The organism is Dyella marensis (assembly GCF_049532885.1).
Lineage (GTDB): Bacteria > Pseudomonadota > Gammaproteobacteria > Xanthomonadales > Rhodanobacteraceae > Dyella_D > Dyella_D marensis.
Genome location: NZ_CP064029.1, coordinates 2511887 through 2530263 on the forward strand (window position 1 = coordinate 2511887; position 18377 = coordinate 2530263).

The 18377-nt window shown below is 67.0% G+C and carries 9 protein-coding genes; 7 read left to right on the forward strand and 2 right to left on the reverse strand.

The window, feature by feature from the left end; genetic code table 11:
* Positions 1 to 140: 140 nt before the first annotated feature.
* Positions 141 to 3356, reverse strand: a complete 3216-nt coding sequence (locus tag ISN75_RS11070) for an autotransporter outer membrane beta-barrel domain-containing protein (protein WP_343821491.1) — start codon at positions 3354 to 3356, stop codon at positions 141 to 143.
* Positions 3357 to 3618: 262 nt separating this feature from the next.
* On the opposite strand from ISN75_RS11070, the gene ISN75_RS11075 reads away from it, so the two are divergent.
* Positions 3619 to 3849 (forward strand): hypothetical protein, encoded by a 231-nt coding sequence (locus tag ISN75_RS11075; RefSeq protein ID WP_167257340.1) that lies wholly within the window; start codon positions 3619 to 3621, stop codon positions 3847 to 3849.
* 18 nt (positions 3850 to 3867) lie between these two features.
* Complete coding sequence (locus tag ISN75_RS11080) at positions 3868 to 6252, forward strand: hypothetical protein (RefSeq protein WP_343821489.1); 2385 nt, start codon at positions 3868 to 3870, stop codon at positions 6250 to 6252.
* Between the two features lie 85 nt (positions 6253 to 6337).
* Here ISN75_RS11080 and ISN75_RS11085 read toward each other — a convergent pair whose 3' ends face one another.
* Positions 6338 to 7912: a GH39 family glycosyl hydrolase gene (locus ISN75_RS11085; protein ID WP_423385157.1), complete on the reverse strand. Its 1575-nt coding sequence runs from the start codon at positions 7910 to 7912 to the stop codon at positions 6338 to 6340.
* Positions 7913 to 8206: 294 nt separating this feature from the next.
* Here ISN75_RS11085 and ISN75_RS11090 point away from each other — a divergent pair, with 294 nt between their 5' ends.
* The 5 genes from ISN75_RS11090 (at position 8207) to ISN75_RS11110 (ending at position 18375) form a co-directional block, all read left to right on the forward strand.
* Positions 8207 to 10438: a LamG-like jellyroll fold domain-containing protein gene (locus ISN75_RS11090; protein WP_208399854.1), complete on the forward strand. Its 2232-nt coding sequence runs from the start codon at positions 8207 to 8209 to the stop codon at positions 10436 to 10438.
* Positions 10439 to 10655: 217 nt separating this feature from the next.
* Entirely contained in the window at positions 10656 to 13085 is a 2430-nt protein-coding gene (locus ISN75_RS11095) for a DUF4982 domain-containing protein (protein WP_343821487.1), read from the forward strand.
* Between the two features lie 141 nt (positions 13086 to 13226).
* Positions 13227 to 14438 (forward strand): GGDEF domain-containing protein, encoded by a 1212-nt coding sequence (locus ISN75_RS11100; protein ID WP_168647369.1) that lies wholly within the window; start codon positions 13227 to 13229, stop codon positions 14436 to 14438.
* 551 nt (positions 14439 to 14989) lie between these two features.
* On the forward strand, positions 14990 to 15208 hold the full coding sequence (locus ISN75_RS11105) for an MbtH family protein (RefSeq protein ID WP_168647368.1): 219 nt from the start codon (positions 14990 to 14992) through the stop codon (positions 15206 to 15208).
* 92 nt (positions 15209 to 15300) lie between these two features.
* Positions 15301 to 18375, forward strand: coding sequence for an amino acid adenylation domain-containing protein (locus tag ISN75_RS11110; protein ID WP_343821484.1), 3075 nt, complete (start codon positions 15301 to 15303; stop codon positions 18373 to 18375).
* Positions 18376 to 18377: the final 2 nt, after the last annotated feature.

Consider the following 18377-nt stretch of genomic DNA (forward strand, 5'->3'; position numbering starts at 1 on the left):
CAGATGGTAGTTTTTGAGAAACGGCATGCGCTTTCTTTGCGCTCTGTCGCCGACCGGGCCGAAGAGCTATGCGGAATCGGCATTCGCAGATATCCAAATCGATATCGATGCCAGCGCAAATCCATGCCGTGCGGAAGTCGTCACCAGTCGATGCGCAGCCCCGCCTTGCCGCTATAACCCTTGCCGTGATCGTTGACGCCGAAGTCATGCCCGGCGCTGGCGTACACGAAGACGCTGCGCGTCAGCTGCGCGCTCATGCCGGCGCGCAGGCTCACCCACGAGCGCTTCAGGTCGGTGCGGAAATTCATCGGTGCCGCGGGTGTCGAGAAGGCCACCTGCGTATCGCCGCTGAATTCGCGCCATAGATCGGCGCGCAGCCACGCGGTCAAGGCCCTGGGATGTGCCGGCGTGCCGCCGATCGACCAGCTCTTGTCGACTTCGCTGCCGACGCGGCCGGCGAGCGCGCGGGCATTCCTGAAGTACACGCTGGATGCGGCGTCGTCGGCGTCGTTGAAGGATGCATGGCGATAGACCAGCTGTGCCTGCGGCTCGAACACCCAGCCGTCGTGCAGCCGCACCCGGTAGCCGCCTTCGAACGAGGCGGCAAGGCCGCGGCCTTCGGTCTTCAGCGGCGCCATGCGGGTGGAGCTGGCCTTGACCTTGTAGCTGCTGCCTTGCGCTACCGCGTCGGTGTACCACCCCGAGGGATCCCTATGAGTCCAGTAACCGCCGAGCGTGTAGTTCTGCAGGCGGTCGCGGCCGGCGCTGAGGCCGGTGAAGTTCTTGACGTCGCCGGCGATCTGGCCGAGCGCGACATAGACGCCGGCAACGTCGCCGCTGCCGCCCTGCTCATCGCGATACAGATCCATGCCAGCCTGCAGGGCATACATGTCGTCGCTGTATTGAGGGCCCTTGCTGCCATAGATGCCGGCCGTACCGCCATCGCGATGGTCGTGCTGCGCGATGACGCGCGTCCAGCCGCCGCCGTCGTCGGCCGTGGCTTCCCGGCCGACGCGTTCCCGCAGGTTGTCCACCAGGTGCAGGTCGTAGGACAGCGCCATCGACGGAATGGCCGCATAGAGCGACACCTCCTGGCGATAGAGCGGAACGGCTGCCTGGCTTGGTGCAGGTGCAGGTGCTGGCGCGGGCGCTGGTGCCGGTGCAGGCGCTGGTGCAGGTGCCGGTGCCGGTGCTGGTGCCGGTGCTGGTGCAGGTGCAGGCGCTGGTGCAGGTGCCGGTGCTGGTGCAGGCGCTGGTGCAGGTGCCGGTGCCGGTGCTGGCGCTGGCGCCGGCGCAGGCGCAGGTGCTGGTGCTGGTGCAGGCGCTGGTGCTGGTGCAGGCGCTGGTGCTGGTGCAGGTGCAGGTGCAGGCGCTGGTGCAGGTGCAGGTGCTGGTGCCGGCGCAGGCGCAGGCGCTGGTGCTGGCGCAGGTGCTGGCGCAGGTGCAGGTGCAGGTGCAGGCGCAGGTGCAGGTGCCGGCGCTGGTGCCGGCGCTGGTACCGGTGCAGGTGCTGGTGCCGGCGCAGGCGCTGGTGCCGGTGCCGGTGCCGGCGCCGCACACACGGGCGCCTGCGGCATCAGCGAACAATCCAGCTGCGAGCGCAAATACCAGTTCTGCGCACTGCTGCCATCGGTGCTGCCGCGATAAAGCGAATACTCGTAGGGGCCCGCCGCGACCGAATTCGCCAGCGTGAAGGCATTGACGGCAGTCGTACCGCCATTGATCGCATCCACCACCTGGATGCCGTTGGCCGAGGTCAGCGCGCCCGGGCCGCCCGCATTGGCGATGCGCAAGGCGGTGCTGCCGGTGGCGGTGCCGCCATTGATGACCAGTTGGTCCGAGGCCGAGCCGTCGCCGCCCAGATAGGTATTGAGCGCCACCACGCTGCCCGCGCCGCCGACGTAGCTCGATGCCACCAGCCGGTTGCCGGTGCCGGTGCCGCCCACCTGCGCCAGGCCGTTATTGTTCAAGCTGCCATTGACGGTGAAGCTGCCCTTGGCGCTGCCCAGTGCCGACAACGCATCGGCCACCGCGATGGTACCGGCGCTGGTCACGCTGCCGCTGACGCTGCCATAGCCGCCGAGCGTCGCGCCGGCCGCTACGCTGATGGCGCCGCCCCCGCTCAATGCGGCACTCGCATGGCTGCTGTCGCCCACCGCCAGCGTGCCGGCGCTCACCTGGGTATTGCCGGTGTACGGATTGTCGGCGTTGAGGATCACCGTGCCGCTGCCGAGCTGGTTGACGCCGCCCGCGCCGGAAATGCTGCCGCCGAACACATAGGTGCCGGTGCGATCGAACGCCACCGTGCCGTCATTGGCGATGTCGCCGTTGATGCCGCCGGCCGCGCCGCCATCGCCCAGCTGCAAGATGGCATCGCCGTACACCGCGACCGAACCGCTGAACGCCGCGTTGTCGGAGGCCAGCACCAGGGTGCCCTCCTGCACATAGATGCCCAGCTGCGCATCGGGATTCGCGCTGGTGTTCTTCATGTCGCCGGCCAGTGTCCAGGTTCCGGCGTCCACCTTGGTGAGCGTGCTGAAGTTGAGCAGCGCGCCTTGCTGCGTGCCGGTATCCGCACCCGCCAGGGTCAGGCTGCTGCTGCCGCTGCCGCTGCCGCCGTCGATCGTGCCGGTGACGCTGGATCCGGTATACAGCGTCACCTCGTTGTTGCCGCCGGCGAAGGCGATATTGCCGGTCACCACGGCGCCGCTGCGGTTGAACACGGCCACGTCGCCGTTGCCGGCGTTGCCGATCGCGCTGGCGTTGCCGCCGTTCGCGCCGGTCTGGATGGTGCCGTAGTTGTCCACGGTATTGACTGCGCCGGCCTGCGTCACCTGGTCCTGGAACCAGACCGCCGGCGCGCCCTGGGAGCTGATGGTGCCGTAATTGGTGATGGTGTTGCCGTAGCCGACCGCGTTGACCGCCTTGGCGGCGGCGCTGCCGGTCTGGGTCAGCTGCGCATTGGCGTTGACGACCAGGCTGCCGTTGTTGCGGAACTCCACCGTGTTGTAGCCGAGGTTGTAGCCGCCGCCATTGCCGCTGCCGCCGCTCGGGCTGTTGGTGACCAGCGCGCCGCCGTGGAGCGTGATCAGCGCATCGTCGCCCAGGCTGATCGCGTTCTGCGTGGCGCCCACATTGATGGTGGCGCCATTCTGCACGTCGACCGTGGTGACGGTGGTTTCGCTGCTGCCGGCGCCGATCTGCGCGGTATAGGGATTGGGCGCGGTGCTGTCGCAGCTCACCGTCGCGTTCGATCCGCCGGGACTGGTGCAGTTGGCCAGCGCCGTATTGATGAAGCCGAACGGGCTGGCGATGACCACGGACGAGGCGATGATGCGCGTTGCTGCATGCTTCATGAGTATGCCTTGCGAGAGATGGAGTGCCCTTCCCGCAGGCAAGGCAGCCAACGCGCGGCGCGCATCGGCGGCGTGCATCGATGCGGTAGGCAGTGGCGATTCCCCCTGCGGAATCAGTCGTCCGCACGCTGGTTGCCCGCTTCAGGCATCGCAGCAAAATGCGGTGTTTCCGTGCATTAAAAAGTACTTGATCGCGCAACGATGCATGCGCGCGAATTTTTCAAACGGTGAGCCAGAGCGCGAATTTGGCCCCAAATGACTAGTGATCGAAAATCTCGTCAGCGTCACGCAAGTGCACTGTGTGCCGCGCATCACGAATGCCGGAACGCATCGCGCGATCGACTTCGACACGCGGTGTTCCGGAAACATTTCGAAGTACATTGCTCGTCGCTCGAACGAGCGCGCACCGAACATCCTCATCGCGATCGCGCCGGCACAAGCATTCGATCCGCCGGCGGCAAATACCTGCGACGCACGGTGCGGCCTGATCTGACACCTATCTGGAGGGGTAATGAACAAGCGCTTACACCGAGCCATCGCCCGGGGGCTGACCTGTGGCGCCGCCATGCTTTCGCTGTCGCATGCGGCGATGCTTTCCGCGCAGACCGCACAGATTCCTTACACCTGGAACAATGTGCGCATCGTCGCCGGCGGCTATGTCGACGGCATCGTCGCGCACCCTGGACAACAGGGCCTGTTCTACGCGCGCACCGACGTGGGCGGCGCCTATCGCCTGGATGCGACATCCAGCAAATGGGTGGCGCTGAACGATTCGACGGCGCCGTCCAATCAATCCTGGACCGGCATCGAGAGCATCGCCGTCGATCCGCACGATCCCAACATGCTCTTCATGGTGGCGGGCCTGTACGTCAAGACCTGGGCCGCCAATGGCGCCGTGCTGGTATCGACCGACCAGGGCAGGAGTTTCACCGCCCACCCGCTGAGCTTCCGCGTCGGCGGCAATGAAGACGGACGCAATGCCGGCGAACGCCTGCAGGTCGACCCGAATGACGGCTCGGTGCTTTTCTACGGCACTTCCAACGCCGTCTACAGCACCGCCAACTCCAATGTGCCGGTGCAGGTCGCCGGACAGAACGGCTTGTGGACCAGCAAGGACAAGGGGGCGACGTGGTCGCAGGTGAGCGGCTTCACCGCGCTGACCAGCGACGGCACCGGCGCCGGCGTGGTGTTCATCGCCTTCGCGCCCGCCGGCGAAGCGGCGGGCACGCCGACCCGGACCATCTACGCCGGCGTGTCGACGCGCGCCGCGGCGAGCAGCGGCGTCACGCTCTACGTGAGCAACGATGCCGGCGCCACCTGGAATCCGGTTTCCGGCGGCCCCGCCAACCAGCTGCCGCAGCGCGGCCAGATCGGGCCGGACGGCAATCTCTACGTCACCTACGGCAACGGCACCGACAGCAACGGCAACTACACGTATGCGATCGGGCCCGGCGGCATGACTTCCGGCGCGGTGTGGAAATACGACACCGTGCAGCACACGTGGAAGAACATCACGCCGGTCGACCGCTTCAACTACGCCTCCGGCTACAGCGGCCTGTCGGTCGATCCCACGCATCCCGGCACCCTGGTGGTGATGACCATGGACCACTGGTGGCCGATGGACACCATGTACCGCAGCACCGACGGCGGCAACAGCTGGATCGACGTGGGCGGCGCCACCTGGGACGGCAGCACGCCCACTTCCGGCACCTATGCGATCCGCGATGCCAGCGTAGCGCCCTGGCAGGTCGAGCCGGGCCAGAAGCAGGCAGGTTTCGGCAACTGGGGCCAGGTGGCGCTCGATCCCTTCAACCCGGCGCATGCCATGTACGGCACGGGCGGCATCGTGTGGACCACTTTCGACCTGACCGCCGCCGACGCGGGCAAGCCGACGCACTGGTCGGTCGGCGCCAGCGGTATCGAGGAAACCGCGGTGATCACGCTGCTGTCGCCCACCTCCGGTCCGCACCTGCTCAGCGGCCTCGGCGATGTCTGCGGCTTCGTGCACACCAGCCTGACCGCGGCGCCGCTGGCGCAGCCCGACAACCCCACCTGCGGCGACAGCGTCGGCACCGGGCTGGACTTCGCCAAGAATTCGCCGTCGACCATCGTGCGCATCGTCCAGCACGGCAACAGCAACCTCACCTCGTACGGTTCCATTTCGCGCGACGGCGGGTCCACCTGGACCGGCTTCCCCAACCAGGCCGGCTCCCCCAATGGCGGCGGCACCGTCGCCATTTCCGGCGACGGCAAGACCATCGCGTGGGCGCCGAGCGATATCGCGCCGGTGGTTTCGAACGATGGCGGCGCCAGCTGGACGCGCGCCAGCGGCAGCGGACTGGCTTCGCTGCCGGTGGGCGTGCAGATGCTTTCGGACGGCGCCAGCACCAATGTGTTCTATGCCTGGAACAGCGCCAATGGCAGCTTCTACAGCAGCACCGACAAGGGCGTGAGCTGGCATGCGTCCAGCAACACGGGACTGCCTTCCGTACCGTCCTGGCTCAGAAGCCAGGCCGCCGCCGTGACCGGCGTGCCCGGTGAAGCCAAGGCGGGCGACGTCTGGATCGCCACGCCGTCGGGCCTGTATCGCAGCACCAACTACGGTGCCAGCTGGGCGCGCGTCGACGCTTCCGCCGTGACGTCGGCGACCTCGGTCGGCTTCGGCAAGGCGGTAAGCGGATCGCGCTACCCCACGGTCTATCTGTCCGGCACCGTCAACGGCGTCACCGGCCTGTTCCGCTCCGTCAATGCCGGCGCGACCTGGGTGCAGATCAACGACGCGCTTCACCAGTGGGGCGGCGTCGCCCTCGTGATCGGCGATCCGCGCACCTTCGGCACGGTGTACCTCGGACCGGACGAGGCGCGCGGCGTCATCTACGGCACGTCCCAGCAGTGATCGGCTGCGACGCTCTTCTCCGCCACGGGCGGAGAAGAGCGCCCTTCGCGGCGGGCTGAAAGCCGGCCTGCCCGCGCGCGCAGGATCAGGGCGTGTCTTCCGGCGAAAGCTCGAACAGCACCACGTCGTTGTCGTGCATGGAGATCACCGCATCGCCGGCACCGGAGCTGGCGACAGTCAGCCGGGCCGTATCGGCACGATCCTCGGTAAGCTCGCGCAGCTTCTGCAGCTGGGCCGCGTCCAGCGACGCGGGCGCTCCCATCCGCAGATACGCGGTGTACGCATCGTTGGCGTCGTAGCCCGTGCGATGCGTGGTGATCCGGTAATGCCCTGCCGGCAGGCCCTTGATGCTGAGCCGCACGCTGGCCGCCGGCGCCGCGGGGGTGACCTTCGTATAGAAGGAACGGTTGCTCTGTGCCTGCCGGGGCTGCTGGAAATGCCAGACCAGCAATTTGAATGCACGGCCGTCCCAGGTGGCGATGCTTTCCGCGTCCGCGGTGGCCAGCTGCTGCTTGCCGAGCTGGTTGAGATATTTGTAGGCGAAGTAGGCGGGCTTGCGGATGCCCTGCGGATTGAGCAGGCCGAACCCGCCCTGGAACGGCGCCGTCGGCGGTCCGGGCTCTTCGAACAGATCGCTGAAGGTCCAGTAGCTCATGCCCTGCGCCATCCCGTCCACCGCCTTGAGCTTGCTCAGGATGTAGGCCGCGCTGAGGTAGGCATCGTGCACGGCATCGCGCGGGGTGTAGCTGGTGCTCCACTCGGTGAAGTACAGCGGCAGGCCGGGACGGGCCGAGGCCTGGATCTGCTGCCGCACCCTGCGCACGTCGCCGACGATGGCGTCGGGCGACGCCGACAGCTTGGTGTCCTCCTTGCCGTTCTCGTCGAGAAAGCCGCCATCGACGCCATAGGTGTGCGTGGTGATGAAATCGAGCGGCACATCCGCTTTCGCCGCATGCGCGATGAACTCGGGCACCCAGGCCGCTCCGGCCGTGGCGGGGCCGCCGACCTTCAATTGCGGGTCGACGCGTTTCAGCGCGCGCGCGGTCACGTCGTACAGCGCGAAGTAGGCGTCCCGGTCCGCGCCCTCCCAGAAGCCGGCGAGATTGGGTTCGTTCCAGACTTCGTAGTACCAGCGGCGGATTTCCGCGCGGCCGTAGCGTTGCTCCAGGTGGCGCGCGAAGGCCTCGATCAGCGCGGCCCACTTGGCCAGGTCCGGATGCGAGGTATTGCCCTTCCAGTAGAAAATGCGCTGATCGGAACTCTTCATCGCCTCCGGCGTGAAACCGAGTTCGACGAAGGGCCGGATGCCCATGCCCAGGAGCCTGTCGTACAGCGCATCGATCTTCGTCCAGTCGTAGACCGGCTTGCCGTGCTCCTCGCGATAGGTGCCGAGCACATCGTGGAAGATGGCGTGGAAGCGGATGTAGCGGAAACCCAGTTCCTCACGAACCGTCCTGAGCTGGGCGAGGCTGTCTTCGCGCAGCAAGGTGCCTGGATAGTCCGAGCCCACCGAGAACGTTTCGAAGCCGCTGCGCGCCGTCGCCGGTGCGGCGACGTCGATGGAGATCGTGCGGTCGGGTACGCCGGCGCGCGCCGCGCCCTGCAGTGCCAGCAGGAGCGTGATCGAGCCTGCTGCAAAAGCATGGATCCTTCCCCGCACGACTCATCTCCCCGTGATCACGTGTCGCCGGATTGTATCGGCGCGCCACAGAGAGGCAGGCAACCGTGCACGCCGACTGGCGTAAAACACAACTTGTGCCGGTGAATTTCGCAAAGAACGAAACCGCACCTGGCGGTTGCCGGTCAATCCGGGCCAGATCACCGTTCCTGCGCTTCGCATCACATTTGCATGCGCATCCAACACATCGAATCACCAGAGCCCTCCATACACTCCGTCTTCGGCGCATCGGCATACGTGCGGATCGCCCCTCATTTATTGCAACAGGAGAATCGGATGACGATCGACACGCATGAGGACATGCCGGAGCAAAACCCGGGGACGGAACTGAACGCGGACGACGCGCCGATGAAAGCGGCCGCGATGTCGCGCCGGGCCTTCATGCGCGGCCTGGGCGGCGTCGGCGCCGCGGCGCTGCTCGCGCCCGCCGGACTGCTGCGCGCGGCCGGCCTGCCTTCGCTGGCCGCCATCGCCGCGGACCATGCACTGGCGGCGACGTCGGCAACCGCGGCGTTCGTGCATCCCGGCCTGCTGCACACGCAGGCCGATTTCAACCGCATGGGCGCCAAGCTGCGCAGCATGGCCTATCCATGGAGCACTACCTGGCTGAACATCCTGGCGCAGCAGGAGGCAAGTTCGAGCTGGACGCCCAATCCGCGCGCGGTGATCTATCGGGGCAGCGACCAGGACAACTCGTGGCTGTTCACCGAGGACGTCCGCGCCGCCTACCTCAATGCCTTGCGCTGGAAGATCTCCGGCGACACGCACGCCGCCGACTGCGCCGTGCGGATCATGAACGCATGGTCGTCCACGCTGAAGCAGATCTGGTGGGCCGACGGCCATTACGACGGCTTCCTGGTCGCCGGCATCCAGGGTTATCAATTTGCCAACGTGGGCGAAATCATGCGCTCGTATACGGGCTGGCAGGCGGCGGACTTCGCGCGTTTCCAGTCCATGATGAGCCAGATCTTCTATCCGATGAACGCCGGCATCGCCGACCTCGCCCATCCCAGCAGCCTCAGCGTCTATTCCAGCTGGGACCTGTGCGCGACGGCCGCGGTGATGGCCATCGGCGTGCTGTGCGACAACCGCGCGATGTTCGATGCGGCGGTGACTTACTTCAAGCAAGGCCTGGGCAACGGCGCGATCGGGCAGATGGTGTACTACATGCACCCGGGCTACCTCGGCCAGACCCAGGAATCCGGCCGCGACCAGGGCCACGACACGCTCAGCATCTCGCTGGTGACCAGCATCTGCGAAATGGCCTGGAACCAGGGCGTCGATCTGTACGGCTATGCCAACAACCGCGTGCTGGCCGCGTGCGAATACGTCGCCAAGGGCAATCTGATCCAGTCGGGCAGCACGTATTACGCGATGCCGTTCGCGCCCTACGACGGCCCCGGCTTCAGCGACCGGGTGTTCGCGACCGGCGGCCAGGGCAACAACCGGCCGATGTGGGCCATGATCTTCAATCACTACGTGAACCGCCGCGGCATCGCCGCGCCGTATTCGCAGAAATTCGCCGCGCTCACGGCACCGGAGGGCGGCGGCGGCTCGGACCAGTTCGGCTACGGCACGCTGACCTTCCAGCGCGACCCGATCGCCGCCGGCAGCCCGCCGAGCGGCCTCACCGCGATCACGCTGGGCGGCCGCATCGTGCTGTCGTGGTGGGGCAGCGCCTACGCGCAGAGCTACACCGTCAAGCGCGCAACGGCGAAGGGCGGCCCGTACACCGCCGTCGCCCACGGCATCACGGACCTGCTGACCTGGAGCGACCATCCGGCCCAGGCCGGCACGTACTACTACGTAGTCACCGCGCAGAACGCCACCGGCGAAAGCGCCGCCTCGAACGAGGCCTGGGCCGTGGCCGGGACGCTGCTGGACACGCATCTGGCTTTCACCGACGGCACCGGCGGCAATGCCAGCGACAGCAGCGGCCACGGCCACGCCGGCAAGCTGCTCGGCGGCGCGGGCTGGGGCAGCGCCGGCAGCACGAAGCGCCCGGGCGTCGCCTTGAACGGCAAGGGCGCCTATGTCGCCCTGCCCGCCTCGCTGCTGGACACGGTCGGCGATTTCACCATCGCCGCCTGGGTGTACTGGCATGGAGGGCAGACCTGGGCGCGCATCTTCGACTTCGGCGCGAGCATCGACAAGAACATGTTCCTGACGCCGAACGGCGGCAGCGGCACGCTGAGCTTCGTGATATCGCCGAACCAGAACAATGGCCAGTGCGTGATCAACGCGCCGGCGCCGCTGGCCGCTGGCGAATGGGTGCACGTGGCGGTCAGCCTCGGCGGACAGACCGGCAAGCTCTACGTCAATGGCCGCGTGGTAGGAAGCAACCAGGCGATGTTCTTTCCCCCGTGCCAGATGGTGGAGGCGGCGAACCTGTGGATCGGCCGCTCGCAGTTCGCCAACGACGTGACGCTCGATGGCCTGGTAAGCGACTTCCGCCTCTACCGCGGCGCACTCTCCGACGCCGAGGTGGCGGTACTGGCGGCCGGCTGATCCGGCCGGCCAGGCCGGGCTTGAACGGCCGCGTTTCCGCCACGGATTCTCGGCCCCCTTTGCGCGCAACCCTGCAATGCGGCATGCCATGCCGCATTGCAGCGGCGAATTTCGCAACCGCGCCTGCGCTATTTCGCCAGTGACTGGCTGCACGCACTGCTGCACCGTGGCCGCCGCCGCGCTGCAGCCGCGGCTTCCCGCCACTCCCGAGCCGCCTATGACCGCCAAGCATGGATGGGCTTTCTGCTTAGCCCTCGCCGCCTCCGTTCTCTCGCCGCATGCGGCGGCCGAGCAACGCAGCCTGTCGCAGGACTGGCGCTTCCAGCGCGGCGACGTCAAGGGCGCCGACGTGGCTGCCTATGACGATCGCTCCTGGCGCCAGGTGTTGGTGCCGCACGACTGGTCAATCGAGGACAAGCCCGACGGCTCCCCGCCGTTCGACCGCGACGCGGTCAGCGGACAGGACTCCGGCTACCTGCCCGGCGGCGTCGGCTGGTACCGGCGCCATCTGGCCTTGAGTGCGCAAGACGCAACGCGCACGGTGCTGGTCCGCTTCGAAGCGATCTACATGGATGCCGACGTGTGGATCAACGGGCAGCACGTAAGCAAGCATCACTACGGCTACAGCGCGTTTACCGTCGACCTGACGGGCAAGCTGCACGCTGGCGACAACGTGCTGGCGATCCGCGTCGACCATGCCGATCCCTCGTCGCGCTGGTATGCCGGCTCGGGGCTGATCCGCCCCGCCACTCTCGAATTGCTGCCGCCGGTGCATATCGAACCGGACAGCGTCCAGGTCGTCACGCCGTCGGTCGGCGCCGCGGCCTCCAGGGTGGAGGCGCACCTGGAGGTCGCCAATGGCTCCGGGCGAAGCCAGCCTGTCGAGGTGAGCACGCGCATCCTTTCACCGGATGGAAGCGTGGTGGCGCGGAACGATCACAAGACGACGCTTGCACCGGGCGCGAAGGTCGCCGACGCAAGCGCGTTCGACCTGAGCCAGCCCGCGCTGTGGTCGCCCGACTCGCCCAACCTGTACGTGCTGGAGCAGACCGTGCGCACGGCCGACGGCGGCTCCGACGTGCGGCGCACGCGCTTCGGCATCCGCAGCATCGCCATCGACGCGGTGCACGGGCTGCGCATCAATGGCAGGCAGGTGCTGCTGCGCGGCGGCAACATGCACCACGACAACTACATGCTTGGCGCGGCCGGCCTGCCCGCCGCGGATGCGCGCAAGGTCGCGCTGATGAAGGCCGCGGGCTACAACGCCATCCGCAGCGCGCATAACCCCGCCAGCCAGGCCACGCTCGACGCCGCGGACGAGCTGGGCATGCTGGTCGTCGACGAGGCGTTCGATGCCTGGAGCCGACAGAAGAAAACGCAGGACTATGCCCGCTTCTTCGCGCAGGACTGGCCCGCCGACCTGGACAGCCTGGTGCTGAGCGGCCGCAATCATCCCAGCGTGCTGTTCTGGAGCATCGGCAACGAAATTCCCGAACAGGGCGCGGCACCGGGCATCGAGACCGCGCGCCGGATGGTGGCCCGCTTGCGCCTGCTCGATGCCACCCGCCCGGTTACCCAGGCCGTCAGCACCGGCGGCCCGCAGAGCGACGGCCAGTTCGCCGTGCTCGACGTGGCGGGGTACAACTATCACGCCCATGAATTCGCCGACGATCACCGGCGCTTTCCCGCGCGCGTGATGTTCACTTCCGAATCCATCTCGAAGGATGCGTTCGTCTATTGGCGCAGCGTGGAGACCATGCCCTGGGTGCTGGGCGACTTCGTGTGGACCGCCGTCGACTATCTGGGCGAAACGGGCATCGGCTGGATGGGCTACAGCCAGGACTGGCAGAAGCTCGGGCCTTACCCTTGGCACCTGGCCTATTGCGGCGAGATCGATGCCACCGGGCGCAAGCGGCCGGCGGCGTATTACCGGGAAGTGCTGTGGAAGACCGGCATCGATCCGATCTCGGCGTTCGTCAGGCAACCGCCCGGCACCGAAGACCTGCCCGACCGCCATCTGTTTCCGATCACGCCGCCGCATCTGGACTGGTCGCTGGACGACGTCCATCCAAGCTGGAGCTGGCCGGGACAGGAAGGCAAGCCGCTGGACGTGGTGGTTTATGCCGAGTATCCGGAGGTCGAACTTTTCCTCAACGGCAAAAGCCTGGGGCGCAAGCCGGTCGGCGTGCAGACGGAATACAAGGCGGCCTACCGGGTGCCCTACGCGCCCGGCCGCCTGGTGGCGGTCGGCTATCGCGACGGCCGCGCTGCCGGGCGCTGGGAATTGCGCACCGCGGCCGAGCCTGCGGCGCTGCGGCTGTCGGTGGATCGCGCCCGCCTTCGCGCCGACGGCCAGGATCTGGCCTACGTCACGGCGGAATTGATCGACGCCGAGGGCGTGCCGGTCTATGCACCGGATCAGGACCGGCCCATGAACGTGCTCGTCGGCGGCGCCGCGACACTGGCCGGCGTGGGCAATGGCGATCCGCACGATGCCTCCAGCTTCCAGTCCGGCCGGCGGCGCAGTTTTCATGGCCGCATCGTCGCGGCGGTGCGGGCATCCGCGCTGGCGGGCGACGCCACCGTGCACGTGGAGGTGCCGGGACTGCCGGCGCAGGAGGTGCGCATCGGCGTCGTTTCGCCTTAGTGCGCGCCGCGCGGCCTGCTTTGTCTTGTCGCGCGGATCCCGGGCCTCAAGGCCATCCATGGCCGGCCGATACCATCCGAGATAAGTTGTGCGCGAGCCGAGGGACCATCGGCCACCGAAGCGCCATCGTTCGGAGAGGTTATGGAATGGATCGCGAGCTTGATGCATGCCGGCACGCTGCTGCTGGTCAATGCCTTGCTGGCCGCGTTGTCCTCGGCCCTGTTCCTGGCCCTGTACATCGCCCGCCCCGGCGCCGGGCGCGAGCCTGGGGTGCTGTTATGGAGCCTCAGCTACGCTGCATTCGCCGCCGGTTTCGGGGTCCTTTTCGCTCCCGCTTTCCATCTCGATTTTCCTGGCCTGGGCCTGGCCGGCAACCTCCTGATCGATGCGGGCACGGTGCTGGCGCTGCTGGCGGCCAACTTCTACCTGGGCTTGTCCAGGCGCGCATTGTGGGTGCTGGCCCCGGTGGCGGTGCTTGCGCTGATCGAAACCGGACTGGTGATCCATGAAGGCGAAAACCTTCGCCACATGGTCATTCTCGGCGGAGCCCTGACCGGCGTCGTTACGGTCGCCACCGGCGTGGCGTTCTGGCAATGCAAGGACCCGGCGCAGCGGCCGGTCGCGCGCCTCGCAGGCCTGTTCCATTTCCTGTGGGCAGCCATGCTGCTGATGCGGATGTCATGGTGGATGGCGCACCCGCAGGTCCTCGCCGGCCCCGACCACACCTCGACCTTCGGCTTGCTCTCCAGGGTCGTGCTTACCTGGGTCATTACGCCCTGCCTGCTGTGGATGCTGACGCGCAAGCTCGACGCGGAATTGATCCGTCACGCCAGCCAGGATCCCCTCACTGGCGTGGCCAACCGGCGCGTCATGTGGGAACAAGGCGAGCAGCGCATGGCGCAATCCCAGCAGCGCAACACTGCCATCGCCGTGCTGATGATCGACGTGGACCGGTTCAAGTCGATCAACGACCGCTGGGGCCACGACGGCGGCGACCAGGTGCTCGTAGCCATCGCCGATGCGCTCAGGCGCAACATCCGCGAGAAGGACATCCTGGCCCGCGTAGGCGGCGAGGAATTCATGGTGCTGCTTCATCAGGCCGAGGAACCGGCGGCGATGGAAGCCGCGGAACGCTTGCGGCGCGCCGTGGAGAGCCAGGCGATCGCGCTGCTGCACGACCAGCCGCTGCAGTGCACGGTCAGCATCGGCTACTGCATCGCCAGGGGCGCCGAGGCGAATTGGCGATCGGTGGTCGTCGCGGCCGATCGGGCGCTCTATGCGGCCAAGCAAGGAGGCCGCAATCGCGTCATGCGCGCCATGGAGGACTCACCCATCCAGCCATTCAGGGGCTGAGACTGCTGCGCATCGCCGGGCTTGCTGCAATCGGCTGGCCGTGCTGCTGATTCCGCCGCCTGCGCGGCTTGCTCGCGCATGGATCGCTATTTTCAAGCGGATGCCTATTGGTAGTGCGCATGCCGATCCTTGAGCGTATTTGTCGTGACATATCCCTGCCGATACCTGTCCATGGCGGCTGGTATCGGTTGGCTTTCTCATCTGCGCACGACTAGCCGTCATGGCCATTAATGCGTTCACGTCTGCGCTACATGCTGCGAGCACATTGATCGCCATTTTCAAACGGATGTATATCGGCGGAGCTGCGCGTTTCCCGCAGTGGTCAACTGATGAGTCGACGACGGTTGTACGACGCGATCTACAGATTTTTATTTAGCGGTCTCTCTGAATCGGCGCATCGATTGACAGTCACATCTTGTCGGTAGATATTCGATCGCTATACCCGAGCACAACCGGGTTTTTGGAAGCGCCCACCGATTTCATATTTTCGTCACGCTGGCTACAGCGTTTTTGATTTGATCGCGGCAAACGGTGCGAGGAGAAGGATTCTCATGAGCAACCCATTCGATGACGACAAGGGCATCTTCCTGGTGCTCGTCAACGACGAAGGCCAGCATTCGCTCTGGCCCGATTTCGCGGCGATTCCGGCGGGCTGGACGACGGCTTTCGGGCCGGCAGCGCGAGCAGACTGCATGGATTATGTAGACCGGAGCTGGACCGACATGCGGCCCAGGAGCCTCATCGCGGCGATGGAACATCCAACCGCCTAGGCAAACGCAACTGGACGCCGACACCAGCGACGCGTCGGCATACCGATTGAACCAAACCTGCCCGTTCAAGGGCGACCAGAGGTTCATGGGCCATGGAAGGGTTCCCGCTCGATGGCGCTTACATTGACGTGCCGGAGGCTACGCAAGCGGGCCTTCCCGACGTCGGTTTTGCCGCGCTGTTCGAGCGGCAGGTCGACCTGACTCCGCATGCCACTGCGCTGGTCTTTGGCGATGCCCGGCTGAGCTATGCCGAACTGGATGCGCGCGCCAACCAGCTGGCCACATGGTTGTCCGCAAAAGGCATTCGACCGGAGGATATCGTCGCCATAGCGCTGCCGCGATCGTTCGAATCGATCGTGGCGATTCTGGCGTTGCACAAGCTCGGCGCGGCTTATCTGCCGCTCGATCCGGATTATCCCGAGCAGCGGCTGATCTACATGCTCGAGGAGGCGGCTCCGGCTTGCGTGCTCTGTTTCCGCGAGACGGTCCTGAAGACTCCGCCTGAACTGCCCGTCCATCTTCTGGACGATGCGGACCTCCACAGCGGGATCGAGGCGCTGGCGTCCGCGCGGATCGGGATCGCGCACGACGCGGAAGCCGCGCAGCGCGCCGCCTATGTGATCTATACCTCGGGCTCGACCGGCCAGCCCAAAGGCGTGGTGGTGACCCATGCCGGCGTCGCCGCGCTGGCAGCCACCTACCGCGAGCGGCTGCGCATCGGACCGGCTAGCCGCGTATTGCAGTTTGCGTCGCTGTCTTTCGACGCTTCTTTCGCCGAGATCGCCATGGCGCTCGCGCTCGGCGCATGCCTGGTGCTGGCTCCGTCCGACGAGCTGCTTCCCGGCGCCAGCCTGGCGGCGCTGTGCGAGCGGCAGCGCATCACCCACCTGGCCTTGCCGCCGAGCCTGCTGGCCTTGATGGCGCCGGGCGATCTGCCCGGCGTGGAGACCTTGGTCGTGGGCGGCGAGGCGTGTCCTGCGGAGCTTGCTGCCCGGTGGGCTCGCATGCATCGCCTGGTCAATGCTTATGGACCGACCGAAGCTACCGTCGATGCACTGATGTCAGCGCCGATCGGCACGGAGGCGAAGGCCGCCGTGCCGATCGGAAATCCCGTGGCTGGCGCGGCTGCCTATGTTCTGGACGCCGCCTTGCGGTGTGTGCCGGAAGGCCACGCCGGCGAACTGTATCTGGCCGGCGCGGGCCTGGCGCGCGGTTATCTGCATCGCCCTGGCTTGACCGCGGCCCGCTTTCATCCCGACCCGTTCGGCCCGCCGGGCAGCCGCATGTATCGCACCGGCGATATCGCGCGGCAGCTGGCGGACGGCTCCCTGTGCTTCGTCGGGCGCGCCGATCAGCAGGTCAAGCTCCACGGCCTGCGCATCGAACTCGACGAGATCGAAACCTGGCTCAGGCGCGACGCCAGCGTGGCGCAGGCGGCCGTGCTGATGCGCGAGGATCGCACCGGCCACCGGCAACTGGTCGGCTACGTCGTGCCCAGGCATGGGCAGCAGGAGGCGATGCGGGACGCGGACTACGAGGCGCAGCAGGTCGAGCAATGGCAGGTACTGCATGACGGCCTGTACAGCCAGCACGCGGAGCTGGCGGACGACGAGGATTTCGGCGGCTGGAACAGCAGCTACGACGGCGCTCCGATTCCGCTGGAAGAAATGCGCGAATGGCGGGATGCGATCGTCGGCAGGATCCTGGACCTGCGCCCGCGGCGGCTGCTGGAGATCGGCGTCGGCACCGGCCTGATCCTGTGGAAAGTGGCGCCGCATTGCGCGTTTTATTGCGGCACGGATTTTTCGCTGCCGGTCATCGAGTCCCTGCAAGCCAGGGTGGCGGACCATCCGCAGCTGCGCGAACGCGTGGATCTGCGCTGCCAGCCCGCGCATGAGATCGGCGGCCTGCCGCAGGGCGGTTTCGACACCATCGTGATCAATTCGGTCCTGCAATACTTTCCCGGCGCCGGTTACCTGACGGCGGTGCTGCGGCAGTGCGCGGCGCTGCTGGCTCCCGGCGGACGCATATTGATCGGCGACGTGCCCGATTTCCGCCTCATGCGCTGCTTCGCCACCTCCGTCGCCTGGCACCGCGCCGGCGGCGGCGATGCGCGCGCCATTCGCCACGTGGCCGAAGAGGAAATGCGGCTGGAAAACGAGATGCTGGTCGATCCAGGCTATTTCTCGGCGCTGCCGCAACACGTCGAAGACCTGGCCGGTGTCGACATCCAGCTCAAGCGCGGGCGCGCCCGCAACGAAATGACGCGCTATCGCTACGACGTCGTGCTGCACAAGCGCGGCACGCGCCTGCGTTCCGCCGCCGCGCTGCCCACGCTGGCGTGGGGCCGCGAGGTCGACACAATGGCATCGTTGCGCCAGCGTTTGCTGGACGCCGGTGCCGAAGGCCTGCGGGTGAGCGCCATCGTCAACGCCCGGCTGACCGGCGAGTTCGACATCTCGCGCCGGGTCTGGGGCGAACGCGAAGATGCATCGGCGCCCGCGCTGGACCCCGAAGACCTGAAAGCGCTCGGCGCCGAACTCGGCTACCAGGTGGCCGCCACCTGGTCGCCGGACCGCACCGGCCGGCATTTCGATGCCGTGTTCCTGCCCGTATCCGATGCGCCTGGCGCCGCGCTCGACGGCCTGTATCTGGCGCCGGCCGTCGCCGCGGGTTCGCCGCTCTGCCACGACCCCGGCGCCATGCAGGACCATCGCGGCTACGTGGCGGCGCTGCGCGAGCGCCTCGCCGAACATCTGCCCGCCTTCATGCTGCCCGCCTCGATCGTCGTGCTGGCCGAGCTGCCGCTTACCGCCAACGGCAAGCTCGATCGCCAGGCCTTGCCCGCGCCGACCGGCGCCGCCGTGCTGCGCCATGCCTACGAGCCGCCGCAAGGCCGTGTCGAACAGCTGCTGGCGGAGCTGTGGGAAAACCTGCTGGGCGTCTGGCAGGTCGGACGCGGCGATCACTTTTTCGAGCTGGGCGGCAATTCGCTGCTGGCGATCCAGCTCGCCAGCCGCATGCGCGACACGCTCAACGTGGATGTTCCGATCCGCACCCTGTTCGAGGCCCCCACCTTGTCTGCGCAAGCCGAGCAGCTGGCCCATGCGCGCCATTCCACCCGCCTGCGCCTGCGCCGCATGCAACCAAGCGAGTCCGCCCAATGATT